This window comes from Shouchella lonarensis (assembly GCF_900096965.1).
GTDB classification, from domain to species: Bacteria; Bacillota; Bacilli; order Bacillales; family Bacillaceae_D; genus Shouchella; species Shouchella lonarensis.
Genome location: NZ_FMYM01000005.1, coordinates 12,634 through 29,079, shown reverse-complemented (window position 1 = coordinate 29,079; position 16,446 = coordinate 12,634). Strand labels below are relative to the sequence as shown.

The 16,446-nt window shown below is 43.1% G+C and carries 14 protein-coding genes; 1 reads left to right on the top strand and 13 read right to left on the bottom strand.

Annotation, left to right across the window (positions count from 1 at the left end):
- Positions 1 to 52: 52 nt before the first annotated feature.
- From lpdA to BLT29_RS05995, 3 genes are all read right to left on the bottom strand, one after another.
- Positions 53 to 1,474: a dihydrolipoyl dehydrogenase gene (gene lpdA / locus BLT29_RS06005; RefSeq protein ID WP_090775414.1), complete on the bottom strand. Its 1,422-nt coding sequence runs from the start codon at positions 1,472 to 1,474 to the stop codon at positions 53 to 55.
- Between the two features lie 5 nt (positions 1,475 to 1,479).
- Complete coding sequence (locus BLT29_RS06000; protein WP_090775413.1) at positions 1,480 to 2,574, bottom strand: Glu/Leu/Phe/Val family dehydrogenase; 1,095 nt, start codon at positions 2,572 to 2,574, stop codon at positions 1,480 to 1,482.
- A 185-nt stretch (positions 2,575 to 2,759) separates the two neighbouring features.
- Entirely contained in the window at positions 2,760 to 4,742 is a 1,983-nt protein-coding gene (locus BLT29_RS05995) for a sigma-54 interaction domain-containing protein (protein ID WP_245701124.1), read from the bottom strand.
- A 203-nt stretch (positions 4,743 to 4,945) separates the two neighbouring features.
- On the opposite strand from BLT29_RS05995, the gene BLT29_RS05990 reads away from it, so the two are divergent.
- A complete protein-coding gene (locus BLT29_RS05990) occupies positions 4,946 to 5,188 on the top strand; it encodes a DUF2627 domain-containing protein (RefSeq protein WP_090775412.1) in 243 nt (80 codons plus the stop codon).
- Between the two features lie 22 nt (positions 5,189 to 5,210).
- On the opposite strand, the gene BLT29_RS05985 is transcribed toward BLT29_RS05990, so the two are convergent.
- The 10 genes from BLT29_RS05985 to folD all read right to left on the bottom strand — a co-directional run bounded on the left by BLT29_RS05985 (position 5,211) and on the right by folD (position 16,436).
- Positions 5,211 to 5,990, bottom strand: coding sequence for a hypothetical protein (locus BLT29_RS05985; protein WP_090775411.1), 780 nt, complete (start codon positions 5,988 to 5,990; stop codon positions 5,211 to 5,213).
- A gap of 135 nt (positions 5,991 to 6,125) precedes the next feature.
- Entirely contained in the window at positions 6,126 to 6,917 is a 792-nt protein-coding gene (gene spo0A, locus BLT29_RS05980; RefSeq protein ID WP_090775410.1) for a sporulation transcription factor Spo0A, read from the bottom strand.
- Positions 6,918 to 7,111: 194 nt separating this feature from the next.
- Positions 7,112 to 8,398: a SpoIVB peptidase gene (spoIVB, locus tag BLT29_RS05975; RefSeq protein WP_090775409.1), complete on the bottom strand. Its 1,287-nt coding sequence runs from the start codon at positions 8,396 to 8,398 to the stop codon at positions 7,112 to 7,114.
- A gap of 113 nt (positions 8,399 to 8,511) precedes the next feature.
- Positions 8,512 to 10,218 carry a DNA repair protein RecN gene (gene recN / locus BLT29_RS05970; protein WP_367576284.1) on the bottom strand — a complete coding sequence of 569 codons (1,707 nt, stop codon included), beginning with the start codon at positions 10,216 to 10,218 and terminating at the stop codon, positions 8,512 to 8,514.
- An 11-nt stretch (positions 10,219 to 10,229) separates the two neighbouring features.
- Positions 10,230 to 11,042 (bottom strand): TlyA family RNA methyltransferase, encoded by an 813-nt coding sequence (locus tag BLT29_RS05965; RefSeq protein ID WP_218123998.1) that lies wholly within the window; start codon positions 11,040 to 11,042, stop codon positions 10,230 to 10,232.
- A complete protein-coding gene (gene dxs / locus BLT29_RS05960; protein ID WP_090775407.1) occupies positions 11,042 to 12,928 on the bottom strand; it encodes a 1-deoxy-D-xylulose-5-phosphate synthase in 1,887 nt (628 codons plus the stop codon). The genes BLT29_RS05965 and dxs overlap by 1 nt, the downstream gene beginning before the upstream one ends.
- A gap of 145 nt (positions 12,929 to 13,073) precedes the next feature.
- Entirely contained in the window at positions 13,074 to 13,952 is an 879-nt protein-coding gene (locus tag BLT29_RS05955) for a polyprenyl synthetase family protein (RefSeq protein WP_090775406.1), read from the bottom strand.
- The gene (locus BLT29_RS05950) at positions 13,949 to 14,194 is read right to left on the bottom strand and encodes an exodeoxyribonuclease VII small subunit (RefSeq protein WP_437182626.1); all 246 of its coding nucleotides are present in this window, start codon (positions 14,192 to 14,194) and stop codon (positions 13,949 to 13,951) included. Before BLT29_RS05950 ends, BLT29_RS05955 begins: the two co-directional genes overlap by 4 nt.
- On the bottom strand, positions 14,191 to 15,537 hold the full coding sequence (gene xseA, locus BLT29_RS05945) for an exodeoxyribonuclease VII large subunit (RefSeq protein WP_090775405.1): 1,347 nt from the start codon (positions 15,535 to 15,537) through the stop codon (positions 14,191 to 14,193). The genes BLT29_RS05950 and xseA overlap by 4 nt, the downstream gene beginning before the upstream one ends.
- 41 nt (positions 15,538 to 15,578) lie before the next feature.
- Positions 15,579 to 16,436 carry a bifunctional methylenetetrahydrofolate dehydrogenase/methenyltetrahydrofolate cyclohydrolase FolD gene (gene folD / locus BLT29_RS05940; protein WP_090775404.1) on the bottom strand — a complete coding sequence of 286 codons (858 nt, stop codon included), beginning with the start codon at positions 16,434 to 16,436 and terminating at the stop codon, positions 15,579 to 15,581.
- Positions 16,437 to 16,446 lie beyond the last annotated feature (10 nt).

Below are 16,446 nucleotides of genomic sequence, written 5' to 3'. Positions count from 1 at the left end.
GTTAACTGCAATGCTTCATGTCTTTTTTCAACCACCTTGTTTCCCCCTTTTCTCACATATGAATGGCGCGTCCGTCTACAGCAAGCGCCGCTTCTCCAATTGCCTCAGCCAACGTCGGATGCGCATGAATCATTTCTCCAACCTCAAAGTGTGCGGCATCAAGTACTTTGGCGAGCGCTGCTTCTGAAATGAGCTCTGTCGCATGGGCACCAACAATATGAACGCCGAGTACATCTTGATTGCTTGCATTTGCGACGACTTTCACAAATCCTTCCGTTTCCCCTTGTACGAGCGCTTTGCCAATTGCCGCAAACGGGAACTTCCCTATTTTCACTTCATAACCTGCCTCTTTTGCCTGCGCTTCTGTCAACCCTACTTGCGCTGATTCTGGAAAGCTGTAAATGCATGACGGCACAGTCTCGAGCTGTAATGGCTGAGGTGACTCATTGACCATATGAGCTACGGCAATTAGCCCCTCGTGCGAAGCAACATGCGCAAGCTGTAATCCGCCAATACAGTCACCAATTGCATAAATGTGCGATTCTTTTGTTTGATAATAGTCATTGACACCAATATAACCATTTTCCACGACAATATCGGTATTTTCGAGGCCAATACCTGTAACATTCGCTATACGTCCAATTGAAACGAGTAATTTACTTGCTGCTAGTGGCAGCGTAGCATCCTTTGTTTGGATGGTCACGTGAACGCTGCCATCCTTTTTCTCGACCGCGTCTGGATCGCAACTGGCGTTCGTATAAAATTTCACGCCTCTTTCTTTCAACTGTCGCATCACTTCTACTGACACGTCCGCATCAGCAGTTGGCAAAATACGCGCGCCATATTCAACGACTGTCACCTCAACACCGAAATCAACGAGCATCGACGCCCATTCAATCCCGATTACTCCTCCACCAACAATGACAATCGATGATGGCAACGTTTGTAAGCGAAGCGCGTCATCTGAGCTTAAAACGAATTCTCCGTCAAAAGGTAGCCCTGGTAATGCACGTGGGGATGAACCCGTGGCAATCAGCACATTTTTACCGATCAGCATATCATTTTCCCCTTGCCCCGATTCAACAGAGACTGTTCCTGGAAGTGGAGAAAAAATGGACGGTCCTAGTAATCGCCCTGTTCCGTTGTACACATCAATTTTACCTTTTTTCATTAATGATTGTACGCCAGTGGCTAATTTGGTGACGATATCGTCTTTTCGCTTTTGGACAGACGCAAAATCCACAGAAACATCGCCAACATTCACGCCAAAAGCACGCGCTTCTTTCGCGGTACGGAATACTTCGGCACTGCGCAGCAACGCTTTACTTGGAATACAGCCACGATGAAGACATGTGCCCCCAAGCCCTTCTCGCTCAACAAGGGCTGTTTTTAGTCCTGATTGAGCAGCCTTAATGGCAGCGACGTAACCACCTGTACCGCCGCCGACAATAACAAGATCATAGTTTTCAGCCATTTATTTCACCTCTTTGACAAAATGTGATATCCATTTTGCAGGAATTTTCCGCCTGAATAGCGCATCCGTTCAATTCGCTCTTCAGCCATGCGATCAGCGGCACGATATGTTGCGATTTGTTCTGTCTTGGCAATTTCAAACACACGAGATACATTATCAAAGATTGTCTCTACTTTTTTGAACGCACGCTCACGGTTATAACCATTTAACTCATCTGCGACATTCATGACCCCACCCGCATTAATGACATAGTCCGGTGCATATGCAATGCCCATTTGTTGCAGGCGTTCGCCATCTTCATTTGTGTTCAATTGATTGTTGGCCGCGCCAGCAATGACTTTCGCCTTTATCATTGGCAATGTGTCTTCATTTAGCACACCACCTAAGGCACAAGGGGCCAAAATGTCGCAATCAACTTGCAAAATTTCAGTCGGGTCAACTGCCCGCGCACCAAATTCGTCGACTGCTCGTTTCACTGACGGTTGATGGATATCGGTCACAATCAATTGGGCGCCTTCCTCATGCAAATGTTTACATAAATGATAAGCAACATTGCCGACTCCTTGAACAGCAATCGTTTTCCCAGATAAGCTCTCTGTACCAAGTCCCGCTTTTGCAGCTGCTTTCATTCCAACATACACGCCATACGCTGTTACCGGGGACGGATTTCCAGACGCACCAAATGCTTGTGAAATCCCAGTTACATAATCGGTTTCTTGATGAATGATATCCATATCTTCAACGGTTGTCCCGACATCCTCCGCCGTAATATAGCGACCATTTAACCCTTGAATATAGCGACCAAACGCGCGAAACATTTCCGGGTTCTTATCTGTACGGGCATCACCAATAATGACTGCTTTCCCTCCGCCTAGATTTAAACCAGCGGCTGCGTTTTTATATGTCATGCCGCGTGAAAGACGCAAAACATCCTCAACTGCCGCTTCTTCTGTCTCATAATTCCACATCCGCGTACCACCAAGTGCCGGTCCAAGCGTTGTATCGTGGATCGCGATGACCGCTTTCAAACCTGAAGTACGGTCTTGGCAAAATATGACTTGTTCATAATCATGGGCAATCATTCCTGAAAATACATTCATCGTTATACTTCCCCCTTCAATCAGCTGCTGTATCTTTCTCAGCCACTCCTCCTCATAACACATGCAAAAACAATGCCAATTACCTTGAATGTCACCAATATGACAGATCTTTATAAACAACGGCACATTTATCTTTATATATTCACTGCAATAAATTGCACACGCGCAATTTATTGCAAGCAAAATCATTCTAAATGGTGCTTCTCCATTTTGTAATAAAGTGAGCGTACAGAGATGTCTAACTTTTTAGCTGCCTCTGTCTTCACCCCATTCACTTCTTTTAACACGGTCGCAATATAATTTTTTTCATTCTCTGATAAAAATTCTTTCAGCGTTTTCGTTCCGTTTCCATCGAAGTCAACTGGCAAAGCATCGCGTATCACCTTTCCTTCACCCGGTAAATCAACGTGAGAAAGATGACGCGCACCCGCTTCTGTATAAATCATTGATCGTGCCAAAATGTTCTCCAGCTCTCGTACATTTCCTGGCCAATGGTATTGTGCCATTTTTTTCATGATATTTGGCACAATTGCTTGTACTTGATAACCATAATCAGCATTTAGTTTTTGAAGTAAATGTTGTACAAGTAAAGGCAAGTCCCCTTTCCGCTCGCGCAAAGCTGGAATTTGAATGGGCAGTTTACTTAAACGGTAATATAAATCTTCACGAAACTGCTTACAGGCAATGGCCTTTTGAAGATTGACATTGGTTGCTGCAATGATTCGCACATCTATGGGAATTGGCTTCGTGCCCCCTACACGCACAAATTCTTTTTCTTGTAATACACGTAACAATTTTGCTTGCGTCGTGGGCGACAGTTCTCCCACCTCGTCTAAAAACAAACTGCCACCATCCGCCTCTTCAAATAAACCTCGCTTCCCTTGTCGATGTGCACCCGAAAAAGCACCCGCTTCATAACCAAAGAGTTCACTTTCTAGCAACGTTTCTGACAGAGCAGCACAATTGACCCGAATAAAGGGCTGCTCATAACGCTCACTTTCATGATGAATGGCGTGCGCAAATAATTCTTTTCCAGTTCCTGTCTCCCCTAGCAATAGTATAGGTAAGGAGGTCGTTGCACCAAGCTTTGCTTGTTCAATTGCTACACGCATTTCTGGTGATGCGCCAACAATTTCTTCAAATGAATATTTTGCTTCCAACGAGGCGAGACGCTGCTTCGCCTTTCTCAACTGTTGTGTTAACACCGTCAACTCTGACACATCATGTATGATGCCGACACTTCCTTTTAATGTGTCGTCAACAATAATGGGTGCCACATTTACAATGACATCTCTTTTCTTAGGACCTAATTTCAAGCGTGCCCCACGCACAGCTTTTTTTGTCTTCAATACATGCATATGCATGCTATCTCCTTCAGAAATGTCTGCTGTTGCCGGTTTGCCAATGATATCTTCTTTTTCTAAGCCTGTCATACGCGTATATGCGGGATTAATTAATAAACCAAATCCATTTTCGTCGACAACAGAGATCGCGTCATTAGAAGAATGAATAATTGCCTCTAACATCGTTTGAATACTTTTTAGATCCGTTAACTGCTCGCCTAATTGTCTTGCTTCAGTCACATCTTTAAAAATAGCAATGGCACCCGCACATTCTTCTCCTTTAAATAGAGGAACACGGGTAGTGACAATGGTGGTACCATTTGCAAATGTATGCATTTGATGATATTCAGGCGTCGCTGTTTCAATCACGCGCGGTAATCCACTCGAAGGCAAAAGCGTATGAATAGACGCACCATACGTCACATTGCTACACAAACCAGCCATCTTAGACGCCGCCTCGTTCATAAACACAACGCGACACGAACGATCTACAGTAATAATCCCATCTTGAATCGCATTCAACGCGGCTTCCACAATTGTACTTGAATCAAGTGACTTGTAAATCAGATCCCATGCTTGTTCAAATGACCAATGCTCTTTTGCCAATGAATGCACTTGATTTGCATTTGCAATGAATACATCAACAGGGCAAGTATGTAATGCACTTTCGTCATGGAACAGTTGAAGCTGATGAGACTGTGCCCATTTCTGTAGTACTTTATCTGTTGTAAAAACACCACTGAGATGAACAGCACTCGTCGCTTGCAAACTTTTAGCTAAGTTTCTCACCTCTGCCCCTTCACCAATGAGCAATGCACGCTTCAATGTGCTTCCCTCCTTCCTACTATGAACAGGACAGATTTAGTACTTGGTCTTACGTGCTACTATCATGTCTTATTTAAGTATCGTATAAATTGGCCAATGATGCAACCACAAAACCTATACAACGAGGAAAAACTCGTTTAAAATATAAATTGATCCTTACATTTAATCACCTAAAATACGACACCAGACTGGAGGACTTTCCCATGGGGCGAGTTATTGCACTTATTTTACTGCTAATTCCAATCATCGCAAGTGGTTATGGTATTAAACTCATGCGCGATGCCTTTTTTACAACGATTATTTCACCGTACCCCTCTCTCTGGATACAATTTTTCGCTGGCGTCATTTTCTTTCTACTTGGACTTGCATTTATAGCTGGTTTCATTTTCCATCGAGACAAAAAAAGAGGGAAAGTCGCTGCGAAGTTTTTGAAGAGAACAAAGTAAACGATCCATCACCCTTTTTCGATTAAGTTTTACGAATTCCTACATGATCAACGAAGCGCAAGAATGATGTTTTCATGACTGCTTTCGTTGAAAATATGTGTTTTCCAATAACGACCGCTAATATGAGAAGCATTCCCGCGAGAAATTGTTCAAATAAAGAAAGTGCATGGACAATCCACAATGCGATTAAACCACCAATCGTAAATGAACCACTCATCCCTAAAACAGCTTGATGCTCTCCTTCAAGTACAAAAATTAAATAAAATACTGTCACCGCATAAAGAACTTCTACAAAAGCGGGTACCGGCAGGGAAGCGAACACAGCAATCATGACAAAAATACTTACTTTCCATAAGCGTAATGGGCCAGTATCTATTTGAGCTACTGCATGTGGTAAACAAATAAGCAACATAAATACAAGCGCCATCTGTAAAAAACCAGCTTCTTTGAACCCGAACCAACTGTATATTAGAGCAGCAGCGATTAGAATCATTATTAACAGTCGTGAAACCCTATAAAATATGCGGACACGACCGCTTAACTGATCAATTCGTTCTCCATAGTAATCATATAAAAAACCGACCAGCCACAATGTAACAAGAATGCTCAATGATAAATATGAAAAAAATGCACTGTCTGTCGGTGGATACGTACATAATACCGCATACGCATACAGTACAAGCGCACCTAGGCTGTACGGCAAATACTCGTGCGGGCGCACTGCTTTACACCAACCCGCATCGCGAAACCCCCACATAAATACAAGTGCCATGAGCGGCAATGTTAAGAAAAGAATTGTCATTTTATCCCCTCCACTTATGTGTAGTATTTATTAATATGATAAAAAAACACACCTTTGCAAAAGGAAACAGTTGGGTTTGATTGAACATTAAAAAGACACACGTCTCCGTGCGCCTTCTTAGAGTGCTCCTTAAACTTAACTTACGCGATGTTCAATCCGTAATTTATCAGCAATGATGGCAATGAACTCGGAATTTGTTGGCTTTGATTTCGTCTGACTAACGGTATATCCAAACAAATTTGCAATGGAATCAACATTTCCGCGATTCCATGCGACTTCAATGGCATGACGAATCGCTCGTTCAACCCGACTTGCGGTCGTGTTAAACTTTTTTGCAATATCAGGATAGAGCACCTTTGTAATCGAACCAAGCAACTCAATGTCTTTATATACCATCGTGATTGCTTCACGTAAATACATGTAACCTTTGATGTGTGCCGGTACCCCGATCTCATGAATCACACTCGTAATGCTTGCATCCAGGTTAATTTCTTTCGGCGTCTCCTTTGGGGTAATCGCTGGGCGCCAGTCTCTCATTTGCGGCCTAACCCACTGCTTCACCCCACTCACTTCACGGATCTTTTCCATCAACACTTCCATATCAAACGGCTTCAACACATAGTAAGATGCACCATAATCAACCGCACGTTTTGTAATGTCTTCTTGTCCAAACGCTGTCAACATAATGGTTTGCGGTCGTACAGCTTTTCCACTTAACCGTTTTAATACCGAAAGACCATCGAGATGGGGCATGATGACGTCAAGCAACAACACATCAGGTTTTTTTTCTTCCAATACCTCTAAACATTCTTTACCGTTGAAAGCGGTGCCAACAACTTGCATATCATTTTGCGTCTCAATATACTCGACCAAAAGTTGGACGAGCTCTTGGTTATCGTCTGCCACACATACCGTAATATTTTCCATATTTCTTCCTCCAATTTTTAAAAATTGTTGTGTATTGTTTAGATTCGACATCGATGCATGTAATCCTCTTTTTATTTTAAAAACAGTAGTTTTTCAACAAGAAAATGTTGCAATAGCCGCTCTCCCTCACATTCCGGCACATGCCACTTCATTTTTTCGCTATGTTGGATACAGAAAAAAACCAAAGCGTGTGATTAACTCGCTTTGGCTTGCACAAGACCTGTATGAAGACCTGCTTCTTCTAACATCCATCCTATATGACATGCATACCCAGACGTCGGATCATTCACAAATACATGAGTCACGGCGCCAATGATCTTGCCGTTTTGAATAATTGGGCTTCCGCTCATTCCTTGTACAATTCCACCTGTTTCCTCCAGTAGACGCTTATCAGTCACTTTAATAACCATCCCTTTTGTCGCCGGTGTTGCTTGTGTAATACTATTTACAATCTCAATATCGAACTTCTCCACTTTTTCTCCATCAACAACTGTCAACATCTGAGCTGGTCCTTTTTTCACTTCAGAAGCACTGGAAATTGGCAGAGGTTTATCTGCAATATCATTTTTTAGGTCACGTTTGTTCAATTTACCAAAAATACCAAATGAGCTATTCTTCTCTATGTTACCTAAAATATCGCGTTCCTGTGAAATACGGGCCAATTTCTCCCCCGGTTCACCATTTAATCCTTTCTCAATCGACGTCACCGACGAACGCATAACTTCTCCATCATGGACAGTAATTGCCTTATGTGTATCAGTATCCGCAATGACATGACCAAGCGCACCATATTTGCCACTTTTAGGCTCATAAAATGTGAGTGTTCCGACACCAGCAGCTGAGTCACGAATATAAAGACCCATCCGATACAAGTGATCACCTGTTGCTTTTTCTGGCGTGAGCGTCGTCTCAAATGTTTTTTGATTACGTCGTACTTCCAGCTTCAGGTCTTTCTCTTCTTTACCAGCTTGCTGAACAAGCTCAGCAACCTCATTCATGGAATGTATAGGTACACCATCTAATTTTGTGATCATATCGCCAACTTTTATACCAGCATCTTCACCTGGAGATAATTGTTGCCCTTTCTTCTCGATCAAATGATGACCAACAACAAGTACACCTTCTGTATTTAATTTTACTCCAATTGATTGCCCTCCAGGGACCACTTCTATCTTTGGTAAGACAGATACATCAATTGCCTTTACTGGCCACTTCCCGACCGTCATGACCACTTCACTATTTCCTGCTTCTTCACCACTTAGATATGTGCGATGTCCTTGATTTTTAAATGCAATCGCTGACGATGTTTCTTTTGACTCTATCCCCTCTAAGTTGTGCATTAACAATTCCTCACTACCTTCAAACACCGTCATAGAAGTGGGAATCGCTACAAAATGCTTTATCGCTGGTGAAAAAGCAAGTCCAATCATACACACAGCAAGGATAAAACCGATGACATACCTTATTTTCAAATCATTCACTCCCCTAGCTCCCAACCCACACCTCCATGCTGGCTGTACTATTAATGTTGCCGTCAGTGATCAGATTTATAACTGGGGAGCATAGAAAAAGCCACCCATTCTGGATAGCTTTTCTAACATACAACCTTTTTTAATTGCGCTTGTTGCAACAGCTCTTTTGCATTCTCGCGTGTAATTTCTGTCACCTTGGTACCTGAAAGCATACGCGCCAGCTCTGCAATCTTTTCCTTCTCAGTTAGTGACTTGACATTGGTCACAACCCGTCCATCTATTTCCGTTTTGGAAATAAATAAATGTTGGTCTGCCATTGCTGCGACTTGTGGTAAGTGCGAAATACACAACACTTGAGAACCCATTGAGATCCGGTAAACTTTTTCAGCAATTGCTTGTGCAACACGTCCACTCACGCCACTGTCGACCTCATCAAAAATGACTGAAGTTATTCCTTGGCTCGCAGAAAGACTCGACTTTAAAGCAAGCATCATTCGAGATATTTCTCCGCCAGACGCAACTTTTGCCAATGATTTAAGTGGTTCACCGCGGTTCGCTGACAATAAAAATTCAACCTGATCTTTTCCATTAAATCCAAAATGATCAAGTGCTTTTTCGGATTTACGTATAGAGATCTTTACTTTAAAGGTCGCTTTTTCCATATATAGTTGCTGCAGCTGCGTAAAAACTGTAGCCGACAATTTGGCTGCCACTTTTTCACGAATTTCTGTTAGTTGTGCGGCCAATGGCGCTAATTTTTCGTAACACGCTTGTCTTTTCTCGTTCAATGCTGCCACATGGTCTTCTCGATCTGTCAATGTCATAAGCTCTTCTTTAATTTTTACTTCATGCGCCAAAATTTCTGACACAGATTCCCCGTATTTTCGTTTTAACGTCTCAATCTCGGCAAGGCGTGCCTCCACTAAATTTAAGCGATCAGAGTGAAAATCGACTTGATCAATCGCCTCTCGTAGTGTAAAAGCGGCTTCTTCTAACGTATAATAACTCGTAGAAATTTGCTCCACTAATGGCTGCAACGTCAAATCAATGTTTGCCGCCTCTTCTAAAGAAGACAGTGTTTTACTGACAGCGTCTAACCCACGACCTTCACCATACAACTGTTCATAACTTGCTGTCAATGTAGAAATCAACTTCTCACTATTAGCTAACTTATAACGCTCTTCTAACAGTCGCTCATCTTCATGTTCAGTCAGAGCAGCAGCGGCAATCTCATTAGATTGATACGTGTACAAGTCAATTTTTTGTGCGATGGCTTGTGTGTCCTGATTCAATGTCCGATACTGTTCTTCTATCTGTTGCATCCACCTAAATTCCTTTTGATACATTTTTAATGTCGTGGACAACTCTTCTCCACCAAAACGATCGAGCAATGACAAATGTTCTTCCTTACGCATGAGTGTTTGGTGTTCATGTTGTCCATGTACATCAATGAGTGACTGTCCAACATCACGGAGCTGAGAGATTGTTGTCAATTTACCATTGATACGGCAAATGCTCTTTCCTGCGGATGTAATGTCACGTCGGATAATTAACATGTCTTCCTCAATGTCAATGCCAATGATCATTAGTTTTTCATGGACAGGATGAGTCGCATCTACATGAAACAATCCCTCAATTTCCGCTCGTTTTTCACCATGTCTAATAAAATCAGACGAGCCTCTTGCACCGAGCAATAAACCAACTGCATCAATAATAATTGATTTCCCTGCACCTGTTTCTCCTGTTAATACCGTTAATCCTTGCTCAAATGGTACAGTCAATTGCTGGATAATGGCAAAATTTTTAATGGACAATTCCGTCAACATCATGATCGCCACCTTTACTTGCTAAGTTGTGCAGCCAAGTTCACCACAGATTGGATTTTCTCTAATTGCACAGCTATTTTTCCCGATCCTTTTTTTAAATGAAGTAAAAATTCGACGTTTCCTTCTCCACCAGTGATGGGTGAAAAATCGAGGGAAACAACGTCAAATCCAATTTCAGCTGCAAATGTGGAAATATCAATTAATACTTGTTCATGGACGCTTGGATCACGCACAATCCCTTTTTTCCCTACAAAAGCTCTTCCTGCTTCAAATTGAGGCTTGACAAGGGCACACACATCGCCTTTTTCCATTAAAATATCAAATAGGGGAGGCAAGATGAGACGCAAAGAAATAAATGAAACATCAATCGTTGCAAATGCTACTTTATACGGGTGAAAATCTTCTGGACGGGAGAAACGAAAATTAACGCGCTCCATCACTGTCACACGATCGTCTTGTCGAATTTTCCAAGCAAGTTGGTTGTAACCGACGTCAACGGCATACATGTGTGACGCCCCATTTTGCAAAGCGCAATCTGTAAACCCACCCGTCGAGGCGCCAATATCGAGCCCACTCTTGCCATTAACGTCTAAATCAAACACTTCTAACGCTTTTTCAAGCTTTAATCCTCCGCGGCTCACATAAGGCAGTACTTGTCCTTTGATCCGAAGGGGCGCATCATACGCCACCTTCAATCCTGGTTTATCCAAACGTTCTGAATCGCTGTATACAAGCCCAGCCATAATTGCACGCTTTGCGCGCTCACGGGTTTCAGCTAATCCTCGTTCAACAAGTAACACATCTAAACGTTCTTTCTTCATTTTCACTACGCCCGTTTCTTTCTCGTTGGTAGCATACTTACCAATGCATCTGCCACATGACGTGATGTCAAACCAATTTCCTCGTATAATTCCTCAACACGACCATGTTCAATGAAACGATCGGGAATGCCTAGACGCTTCACATCAACCTGGCACCCTTGATCATGGAAAAACTCGAGTACAGCACTACCAAATCCACCTTGCAAAACAGATTCCTCCAGTGTCAAAACGGGGTGATTAGCGCTGGCAACTTCCATTAAGAGTGCTTCATCAAGCGGTTTTACAGACGTCGCATTAATTAAACGAACACGGGTGCCTGACTGTTCGATTTGAGCAACGGCCTGTATCGCAACTGGTACCATCGTGCCAAATGTAATGATGGTTGCATCATTTCCTTCATGCAGCACGTCCCATTTTCCAATAGGCCACACCTTTAATTGCTCATCCATTTTTACACCTGTGCCATTCCCACGCGGATAACGAACTGCAATTGGGCCATCATCATAACAGAGCGCCGTATAAAGCATATGCTGCAGTTCATTTTCATTTTGTGGGTTTAAAATCACCATATTTGGAAGTGAGCGCAAAAAAGCGATGTCAAATACACCTTGGTGCGTTTCTCCATCTGCACCAACTAACCCTGCGCGATCAATCGCAATCACGACATTCAAATTTTGCCTACAAATATCGTGCACTACTTGATCATAACCACGTTGTAAAAACGTTGAGTACACTGCATACACTGGTTTCATTCCTTGCGTTGCAAGCCCTGCTGCCATCGTTGCGGCATGTTGCTCAGCAATCCCAACATCGAACATACGGTGAGGGAATTCTTCTGCAAACAAGTCTAGTTTTGAACCACCTGGCATTGCTGGCGTAATCGCGACAACGCGTTCATCCTCACGGGCGATCTTCTTGAGCGTGTTGGCAAATACACTAGGGTAACTTGGTGGACCTGACTTTTTCACCATTTCACCGCTCTCAATTTTATAAGGACCTGTCCCATGCCATGCACCTGTTTCGTCTTCTTCGGCCGGGCGATAGCCTTTGCCTTTCTTTGTCAAGACATGAACGAGTACCGGTCCGGACATTTTCTTTGCGCAATTTAATTGATCATTAAGATCGGCAAAATCATGCCCATCCACTGGACCTAAATAAGTAAAGCCCATCTCTTCAAAAAACATCCCTTGTACCATCATATATTTCAAACTGTCTTTAACCCGTTCCGCTGTATCAGCCAGCTTTCCGCCAAAAGCAGGGATTTTCCGAACGAGGTGTTCCAATTCTTCTTTTGCTTTTTGATATTTACCAGCCGTGCGGAGACGCCCTAAAATACCATGCAACGCGCCCACATTCGGGGCAATCGACATTTCATTGTCATTTAGCACGACGATCAAATTCGTTTGCTCATGCCCAATGTGATTCAATGCTTCAAGCGCCATTCCACCTGTCAACGCGCCATCACCAATAATGGCAACAATATGCTCCTTTTCACCCTTTAAATCTCGGGCAGCCGCCATTCCCATTGCTGCTGATAATGATGTTGAGCTATGCCCCGTTTCCCATACGTCATGCTCACTTTCTGATCGCTTCGGGAAACCACATAACCCTTCATATTGACGCATTGTATCAAACTGGTTTGCTCGTCCTGTTAAAATCTTGTGTACATACGATTGGTGACCAACATCCCATATCAATTTGTCTTTTGGGCTCTCAAATAATTGGTGTAACACGAGCGTTAATTCTACTACTCCTAAGTTTGGCCCAATGTGACCGCCATTCACCGATAATTTTTCAACTAAAAAACGACGAATATCGCTTGCAAGTTCCTCAAGCTGTTTATTCGAATAATGTTTTAAAAACATCGGATTCTGGATTTCTTCAAGGTTCATCGATGAAACCCCCATTTTCCTAGTCTGTTCATGACCTGGAAGCGTGCGCTATTTAACACTTTCTATGCTACCTGGTTTTTTTCCTAAACTCCAGTATATCAAAAAAGACAGTGCGAATACTAGCATTAACGCAAAACCTTTCGTGTTAATGCAATCGTTCAACTAAGTAATCCGCAATTTCCCCTAAAATGGTGTCAGAAAGCCCTAGTTTGTGCAAATATCCTTTTGCTTGCTCATGATGGTAGGATAGCATCTTTTTTGCTCCGTCCAAACCTAATAATCCCGGATACGTGCTTTTATAATTTGTCTCATCACTCCCCACCGGTTTACCTAACGTTTCACTATCTGATTCAACATCGAGTATGTCATCTTTAATTTGAAATACAAGCCCGAGCTCTTGTCCAAATTGTTCCAGACACAATCGGTCTTCTTTATTCACACCTGCAATATATGCCCCGGCGACAATTGAAAAAGTGAGTAAATCACCTGTTTTGCGACGATGAATATGAGCCAGCTCATCTACAGTTAACGACTTTTTTTCTGCCAACATATCAGCCAACTGTCCCCCAACCATTCCAGGAGCGCCAATTGCTTTACTGAAAATTGAAATGAGTGCGACCTTTATTTCCGCTGTCATCTCCGTTGTTTCAGCATCGGCAATGAGGCCAAAACTATGTGTTAACAGCGCATCTCCCGCCAAAATAGCTGTTGCTTCATCATACATTTTATGGTTGGTTAATTGGCCTCGCCGATAGTCATCATCGTCCATTGCTGGCAAATCATCATGGATCAATGAATATGTATGCACCATTTCAATTGCACAGGCAGCTTCAAGCCCAATTGAAATGGGCTTTCCATAAGCTTCTAAAACCGCCATTAATAAAAGCGGACGCACGCGCTTACCGCCTGCTTCCAATGAATAACACATTGCTTCTTTTAAACGTGGCTCCGCTTGTAGTGACTGCACATAGTGAGGGAGGTGTCGATCTATTAGTTGTCTCACTTCTGACACAAATACATTCATCCGTTTGCCCCCTTTTGCAAATCCACTTCACTTAATTCTCCATCTTCATCCATGACTTGATCAAGTTGTCGCTCAACGTTTAGTAACTTTTCATGACAATCCTTTGAAAGAGCCATACCACGCTTGAACATTTGCAGTGCTTCTTCAAGCGGGACTTCGCCTCGCTCAAGTTGTTCAACGACATCCTCAAGCTCGGTCATAGATGCTTCAAATGTTTTTTGTTCTTGCTTCTCACTCATCATTTCTCACCCCCATCATTTTGTTTTGCGACGACTTTACACATCAGCGTACCATCTAATACCGACACGCACAGATCATCCGCCACATCTACATCTGCAACGGAACGTACGAGCTGTTCGCCTTTATGAACAAGTGTATAACCACGTGCCATCACACGCAACGGGCTTAACAATTCTAACTGTTGCACAGTGGCTGCAAAATATTGTCGTTTGTCTTTTAACTGGTTGGATATTGCCCGTTTTAATGCACGCTCTTGCCCTGTTAACGTCTCTTTTAACCTAGCAAGGCGAAAAGAAGGATGAAGACGTTGCAATGCCTCATATCGTGATTCATAGCGAAGGCGATGTTTCGTAACATAATGTGCTCCATTTAACAACATTCGTTCATACAATTGCTCCAACTGCTGCTCTTTTTGCCATAACTGTCGGCGCAGATTAATTCGTTTCAAAAAACGTTCGCACCGCTCAAGCTGCGCACGTCTCTGCTCTTTATGTACTTTCATTGCCCGACATAACCGATCAGTCAAGCTTGCTAATTGCCCTTTGAGCTCGGCAACATCTGGTACAGCCAGTGTTGCTGCAGCTGTTGGTGTTGCTGCGCGTTTATCAGCAACAAAGTCACTTAACGTAAAATCGGTTTCATGTCCAACCGCAGAAATAACCGGAATGCTCGCTTCCGCAATCGCCCGCACAACTGTCTCGTCATTAAATGCCCATAACTCCTCGATAGATCCGCCACCTCGACCGACGATCATACAATCAAATATATTTGCTACACTCGCCTGCATAATCGCGCGACAAATAGAGGCAGGCGCCCCTGTTCCTTGAACAAGCGTGGGAAACAATGTCACCTTCACTTGGGGGAAACGCCGTTTTAACGTTGTCAACATGTCTTGCAATGCTGCACCAGTCCGTGAGGTGACAATCGCAATATGGCAAGGAAAACGTGGTAAAGGGCGTTTTCGTGCTTCTGAAAATAAACCCTCTGCTTCTAATTTACCTTTCAGTTGCTCATAAGCGACATGTAAATCACCAACGCCATCTGGTTGCATTTCTTTTGCGTACAATTGATATTGTCCATACGGCTCGTATACATTGATTTCACCACGAATAAGCACGTGCATCCCATTCTCTGGGGTAAAACGTAAGTAACGATTGTAACCAGCAAACATGACGGATTGTAGACGAGAATGTTTATCTTTTAATGTGAAATACATATGTCCACGTGCATGCTGCTTTAAATTAGAGACTTCCCCTCGTATCCATAATTCGGGCAAGAACGCATCTGCTTCAATCAACTCTTTCATATAACGAGACACGTCACTTACTGTCCATGTCTGATTCATTTTTCCCGTCCTCTCTCCCTTAGGACGCCCACACAAATTGTCTAGGCCATTACTGCGCGTGCTTTCGTCGCTGCATAAACCGTATTTTCGAGCAGCATTGTGATCGTCATCGGTCCGACGCCACCTGGTACTGGTGTTAAAAACGCGGCTTTATCACGGACAGATGCAAACTCCACGTCACCAACAAGCTTGTTATTCACACGATTCATGCCAACATCAATGACAATTGCCCCTTCTTTGACGTCTGCTTCTGTAATCAAGTTCGCCCGACCGACTGCAACAATCAATATATCCGCTTGTTTCGTAAAAGAAGACAGGTTTTCCGTCCGTGAGTGACAATATGTGACCGTTGCATCTTCATTCAATAAAAGTTGTCCTACCGGTTTGCCAACAATGTGACTACGACCAACAACAACAACGTGTTTTCCAGACAATGTTACACCGATTTCTTTTAACATGACGAGTATGCCATGTGGCGTACACGGCAAAAATCCTGTTTCCCCCAAAATCATCTTTCCAACATTTAGCGGATGAAAACAGTCTACATCTTTTTCAGGTGAGATCGCACGGATGACTGTCTCTGTTGAAATGTGCACCGGCAACGGTAGTTGGACAAGAATGCCATCAATATGTGGATCTTCGTTCAGTTGTACCACATGATCAAGTAAGTGTTGTTCAGTCGCTGTCGTCGGTAACCGAATAAGACGAGAATGAATACCCATCCGTTCACATGCTCGTTGTTTATTGCGTACGTACGTTTCGCTTGCTGGGTCTTCTCCTACTAACATGACAGCAAGTCCCGGCGTGATCCCTTGTGTCTTTAAGCGTTCGAGTGCAGTCTTAATCATCTCACCTTTTTTTTGTGCAAGTTGTTTCCCGTCAATGATTGTCGCTGACATGTGTAGGTCG